The following is a 6216-nucleotide window of genomic DNA, read 5'->3' as shown; positions in this document are numbered from 1 at the left end:
TTCATCTTAAATGAGGCGATCGGATCTGAATCCACAGGCAAGATGCCCGATGCTCCGTTTTGAATTTTGCCTCATTTTAGCCGAAACGGTCTACTACTGGAATGACACACCTTAAACGGTGGGTTACGGCGGATTTATAGATCGCTTTCACAGCATAGGTTTAAGCCACATAACCCACCCTACGAATCCAGCACATTTTTAGCTTTGTCGGTCTACTACAATTAACTTTACTAATTCGGATAATTTGAAATTTCAATGGCGATCGCATATAATGACCCAATAAAGGTGCGGAGCCAGGAAAAATGACGGCAGTTTCCCCCCTTCTTCAAAAAACCGAAATTATTTATCCCAGTGCGGACGGTTACCGTCTGGTGGAAGACGGTTATCAGGCGATCGCGGATAATTGCAGCGAAGTTTTGGGCTTAAAGTTGCAGGTATAGCAACGAGCGCTGGCGTGGTTACACGCCGGGAATGATCAATCTCCCTACGACCGACTCCCTTTTATAGCTTTTGTAACTATACGAGCGCGCACTGCTATAGAAGGCAAATTAATTGGGTTTTACCGCCAAGATGACGGCCAGAAATTATTAATTCCCGACGAATTAGCCGAGGCACTGCAACAGGAAACTCTAGCTCGACAGCAAGCGGAGGAACGGGCGGAAACCGAACATCAACGGGCAGAAACCGAACGGCAGCGGGCGGAAACCGAACGGCAACGGGCGGAAGAATTGGAAGCCTTACTCGCCCGATACCGAGCACAATTCGGCGACTTAAACCCGTAACGGAAGGAACAATTATTAATTATTAATTGTTAATTATCAATGATCAATTGATTTCCCCGCCGCTTCGTCCAGCAGCCACCACAGTTCCCCCTCGGGCCGGATATATCGGCTGGGGTAGGCGTCGGCATCTGCCTCGGGGGCGAACACCTGGGCGAGGGCCGATCGCTTACTCTCCCCCGCCACCAGGAACAGGACGCAGCGGGCTTTGTTGAGGAGGGGAATGGTGAACGTGAGGCGGGGTTGGCCGTCTTTGTCGCCCACCGTCACCAGGCGATCGCACACCTGTAACGCTTCAGTGCGGGGAAATAGGGAAGCCGTGTGGGCATCGTCCCCCATCCCCAGCAAAATCACGTCCAAACTGGGGACTTCCCCGGGCGCCACCCCGAAAAACGATCGCAATTCAGCATCGTGACGCTCGGCATCCGCCGCCGGATCTCCCGCCCCGGTGGGCATCGGGTGCAGGTTGCCTTCCGGGAAATCCACCCGATCCAACCAGGCTTGCCGAGCCATATTTTGGTTGCTGTCCGGGTGATCTGGGGGGACGTAGCGCTCATCTCCCCAGAAAATGTGAATTTTGTCCGTGGGGAGGTCATCCCCGGCCAGGGCTTCATAGAGGGGCTTTGGTGTCCCGCCGCCGGCCAGGGCCAGGGTGAATTGACCCCGGGTTTGAACGGCTTCGGCGAGTTTGGCGAGGAGAATTTCGTGCGATCGCGCCACGAGTTGCTCCCGGTCGGCCAGAATTTCGACAATTTTTTTCATGGTGGGGGGGATTAGAATGCGCTGTGCACAAATATAGCGCCGCGGGTGGGGAATAGGGAATAGGCAATGGGGAATAGGCAATGGGGAATAGAAACAGCCGTCAATACCGAAGCGCGACACTTGCGATCGCAAAGCATCGGCCTCGAAAACCGTCCCTCGTCCGGCGGCGACACGGAGCTCCCCTCCGAGAAACCACGGATGTCAGATCACATCTTTACTGTGTTTTCTATCACCCATTACAGCCGATCAATTTCACCCCGGCGGCGGCATCACATCACGGTATCCAAAACAGATTTCGGCCAATAATCAAGACAATAGGGTATTGTTTTTGGGGTGATACCAGTCGCACCCCGATCCGAACCCACCCCGTTCCTCCCGCCACTCCATCCTCGCCGGTCGAGTGCGGTTTTCCCCCGAGATAAGCAGATGGATATTCAACCTCGTGAGAACAAACTCAAACCCAATCCCTTCACCGCTTACCGAGACCCGGATACCGGCAAGTGGGTCGTCATCAAATCCGAAGAAAAAAAAACTGAAACCCGAGTCGCTTGAAGGAGGGAACGTCGGAAATGACCCGCCGGATTGATTGGCATCGGCCCGAGCGCCCGTCGGGTGAGGCTTCCGCGAGGGTTTGGGCGATCGCTCCGGAATGGAATTTCGAGAAGGGGAAAGGAACGAAACGCCGGCCGATGTCCCGTCAGGTGTCCGACAAGCGCCCAGTCTTTTGCCGTTCAAACCCTTAGTAATGTGCCACTTTCTCAAGTGTCCGACGGCGACCCGCGATCGCACTTCCCGATCCCGACCCGGGACTTCGCACCCCTGTCACAGTTGAAAGAGTGTCACAATTTTGGGGGGGGCAGTCGTCGGACTCCAACTAAATTAAAATTATTGAATGGAAATCAAAACCGATGACAGCTATCACCTATTCCGAAAAAAGTTCCGCCACCCAATCCAATTCTTGGCTGTATTCGATCGCCGAAGAAGTTGATCGCTTCACCGGAGACGATTGGTTAGCCCTGTGCCCCGACATCAGCGAAGGCGAATTGTACCGGGACTGGTTTCTTTGGTATGACAGCGAAGTGACCGGCGCCTGGGAAGCCTACGACCACCTCACCGACCAGCAGCTCATTTCCCCGAATTTGGAGCAAATCAAAGCGCAAATTGACGCGATCGAAGGCCACCGCCAACTTTCAGCCAGCAACATCGCCTGAAACCCGACCGTTTCCCCGACAATCAACAAATGTTAAAACCCTTGGGGGCCCTTCAACCCGATCGCCACAGTTCATCGGGTCGGATCGGCCCTTTTGACATCCTCTATTTGCATTTCTGTTTGCCTGCGGCACGCTACGCGAACGGTGAACAGAACCCGAAACCCTGCGGGAGGAGTTAGCAGTTAGAAGTGCGGAGGTGCGGAGGTATCGAAATTTCTCTCTCCTCCCTACACCCTACACCCTACACCCTACACCCCACACCCGTATTTTGGTATGCTTGACCCATTCGGACTGGGGGATGGAGCCATGACGGGTTTGACGGAAAAGCCGCGCGCAGCCAACACGCCGCCCTATTTGGAACTCAACAATCAGGGGCAAATCCTCAATTTTGCGCTCACCCAGAACCGGCACGTTTTTGGCCGCGATCGCACCCGCGCCGATCTGGTCGTCCCGGAGACTTGGCTGGTGATTTCGGCCCGCCAAGCGGTGCTGCGGCGCGTCGGCGACACCTATGAGATCTACGACGGCGACGGACAGCAACCGAGTACCAACGGTTTATTTTTGAACCATACCCGCATCACCGCCGCCGACGGCCACCGCCTCCGCAACGGGGTGGAAATCAAAATCGGCCAGAACCCCAAAAACCAGGTCCGCCTCCGCTACTTCGACCCCGAAGACGCGATCGCCCCCGTTTCCCCCCAACCCCCGACATTTTCCCTGGCCAACCGTTCCGTGCTCCTGGGCCGGGACGCCGAAGCCTCGGTGCAACTCGACTCCCCCCTGGTGTCCCGCCGCCACGCCGTCATCGAACCGGACGGCCGCGGCCACTACATCATCCGGGACTACAGCGCCAACGGCCTGTTCGTAAACGGAAAGCGGGTCGAACGGCCCACCCGCCTGCTCGACAACGACACGATCCGCGTCGGTCCGTTCACCCTCAGACGCCGGGGAGACGCCCTGGAACTGATGGATTTCGGCGATCGCATCCGCCTCGACGCCCAGCGCCTGCTGCGGTTGGTGCGCGACCGCCGGGGAAAAGCCAAAGTCCTGTTGAGCGATCTGACCTTCGCCATCGAACCCGGACAGTTCGTGGCCCTGGTGGGGGGCTCCGGCGCGGGAAAATCCACCCTGATGCGGACACTGTTGGGCATCAGCCCCACCACCAAGGGGACGGTTTACGTCAACGGCGAAGACCTGCACCGCCACTTCAACCTCTACCGCACCCAGATCGGCTACGTCCCCCAGGATGATATCGTCCACGGGGATTTGACGGTGGGGGAGGTGCTGGCCTACGCGACGCGACTGCGACTCCCCCCGGACGCGGACGAATCGGCGACCGTCAATAAAACCCTCTACGAAATCGAAATGCTGGACCACCGGGACGCCACGGTGCGGCAACTCAGCGGGGGGCAGCGGAAGCGGGTCAGCATCGGGGTGGAATTGTTGGCTGACCCGAAGTTATTTTTTCTGGACGAACCGACCTCGGGGCTAGACCCGGGGTTGGATAAAAAAATGATGGAATTGTTGCGCCGTCTGGCCAATCAGGGGCGGACGGTGATTTTGGTGACCCACGCCACGGCGAACATGATGATGTGCGATCGCGTGGTGTTTTTGGGCCGGGGGGGACGGCTGTGCTATTTCGGACCCCCGGCGGAGGCGTTCGAGTTTTTTGACTTGGAAACGGGGGATTTTGCCGATATTTACAACCTGTTGGAAGAGGGGGAGGCGATCGCCCAGGATTGGTCCTTGCAATTTCGCAAATCTTCCCAATTTCAACATTACGTCGCCAACCATCTCAGTGTCGAAAATATCCCCCGCGACCCCAACGCCGCGCCGCCGAGTCGGAAGTTGCCCTCGGTGGGGGAACAGCTTTCGATCCTGAGCGATCGCTATTTTAAATTGATCCGCCGCGACCCCCCGAATTTGGCGCTGAATGTGTTGACGGCGCCGGCGGGGATTTTGTTGATCCGCCTGGCGATCGGCGATCGCGATCCCTTCGTCGGCGAACCGGATATTGGACTGGCTTCCCTGGCGCGACAGGTGCTGTTCGTGCTCACCTGCGCGGCGATTTGGGTCGGCCTTTCGAGTTCTTTGCAGGAGTTGGTGAAGGAGGCGGCGATTTACGCCCGCGAGCGGTTGGTGAATTTGAGATTGATCCCCTATTTGGGCTCGAAATTCTTGATTTTGTCGGGGTTGGCGGTCTTGCAAACTCTGCTGATGGTCGCCGTCATCGCGATCGCATTCCCTTGGCCGGAAGCCTCTTTCATGCCCTGGCTGGTGGGGGCTCTGGCGACGACTTTTTTGACTTTAATTGCCGCGATGGGTCTGGGAATTTTGGTGTCGGCCTGCGTGAAAAATGGCGCCCAGGCGAATAGTGCCCTGCCCCTGCTATTGTTGCCACAAATTATATTTTCTGGGGTGTTGTTTAAAATGGAGGGAATCGGCCGGATTTTGTCGTGGCTGACGGTCGGACGCTGGTCCATGGGGGCCTACGGCGCTTTGGTGGATGTCAATGCGCTGATTCCACCCCCCGTCACCCTTCCGGACGGGGCGATCGTATCGCAACCGTTTGAAGCCTCGTTGGTTTACGATCCGAGTTGGGAAAATTTGTTGCTGAATTGGGGGATGTTGGGGTTGCACCTACTGGTTTATTGGGGGTTGACTTTGGGGATTCAGAAGCGGAAAGATCTGTTGTGAAAGGGGGCGATCGCTTTGCCATTCCCCCCCGCCTCCAAACCCCCCTCCCACACTGTTTAAGAAAAGCGGATCTTTGGCGACCCTCCCGGGCGGTAGAGTTACAATCAGATCGCCCGATTGAACGCTCTTGATGTGGGGTTTTTTTGATCATGAACTATTGGCTGATGAAGTCCGAACCGACGACGTACAGTATTGAAGAAATGAGGCGCGATCGCACTTGCATTTGGGATGGGGTTCGCAACTACATGGCTAGAAATTTTTTGCAGCAAATGAAAGTCGGCGACTTCTGCTTTTTTTACCATTCTAACACGAAAATTCCCGGAATTGTGGGATTGGTGCGAGTCAGCGAAGCCCATCTGGTCGATCCGACCCAGTTCGACGAAAAAAGTCCGTATTACGACCCCAAAGCGACGCCGGAATCCCCCCGTTGGCAGACGGTGCGGGTGGAATTTGTCGAGCGGTTTCCTCAAATTATTTCCCTCGCCGAACTCAAGAATTATTTCGACCCGGACGAACTTTTATTGGTGCGCCGGGGCAACCGCCTGTCGGTGATGCCGATCGCCCCGGACATCTATGATCGCATTCTGAAATTGAAATTGAATTCGCCCGCCAATCCTTGGTAAGTGTCGCGGTCTTCCGTCAGGGAATTGCGCCGGCGATCGGCGTTCATAAAAAATCTTTGATGTCGTCGGTTATAGCGCTGCGCGCGGTCCTCGGCAGTCGGTATTAGGGAGTCGGAAACTGAAACGGCTTTTCTATAAGGGTTT

Annotated in this window: 6 protein-coding genes; 5 read left to right on the top strand and 1 reads right to left on the bottom strand. The window is 56.1% G+C overall.

Going from position 1 to position 6216, the window contains the following annotated elements; translation table 11 throughout:
• Positions 1-302 precede the first annotated feature (302 nt).
• Entirely contained in the window at positions 303-440 is a 138-nt protein-coding gene (locus tag AC0QHF_RS02295) for a hypothetical protein (RefSeq protein ID WP_324702563.1), read from the top strand.
• Positions 441-818: 378 nt separating this feature from the next.
• On the opposite strand, the gene pgl is transcribed toward AC0QHF_RS02295, so the two are convergent.
• The gene (pgl, locus tag AC0QHF_RS02290) at positions 819-1541 is read right to left on the bottom strand and encodes a 6-phosphogluconolactonase (RefSeq protein ID WP_324702562.1); all 723 of its coding nucleotides are present in this window, start codon (positions 1539-1541) and stop codon (positions 819-821) included.
• 426 nt (positions 1542-1967) lie between these two features.
• Here pgl and AC0QHF_RS02285 point away from each other — a divergent pair, with 426 nt between their 5' ends.
• The 4 genes from AC0QHF_RS02285 to AC0QHF_RS02270 all read left to right on the top strand — a co-directional run bounded on the left by AC0QHF_RS02285 (position 1968) and on the right by AC0QHF_RS02270 (position 6072).
• Positions 1968-2093, top strand: a complete 126-nt coding sequence (locus tag AC0QHF_RS02285; protein WP_324702561.1) for a hypothetical protein — start codon at positions 1968-1970, stop codon at positions 2091-2093.
• A gap of 356 nt (positions 2094-2449) precedes the next feature.
• Positions 2450-2752, top strand: a complete 303-nt coding sequence (locus AC0QHF_RS02280) for a hypothetical protein (protein WP_324702560.1) — start codon at positions 2450-2452, stop codon at positions 2750-2752.
• 306 nt (positions 2753-3058) lie between these two features.
• On the top strand, positions 3059-5449 hold the full coding sequence (locus AC0QHF_RS02275; protein WP_324702564.1) for an FHA domain-containing protein: 2391 nt from the start codon (positions 3059-3061) through the stop codon (positions 5447-5449).
• 149 nt (positions 5450-5598) lie between these two features.
• Positions 5599-6072 (top strand): EVE domain-containing protein, encoded by a 474-nt coding sequence (locus tag AC0QHF_RS02270; protein WP_324702559.1) that lies wholly within the window; start codon positions 5599-5601, stop codon positions 6070-6072.
• Positions 6073-6216 lie beyond the last annotated feature (144 nt).

Source organism: Lyngbya sp. CCY1209, from assembly GCF_055795065.1.
Note: the sequence above shows the minus strand (reverse complement) of the source record. Positions and strands in the feature narration are given on the sequence as shown.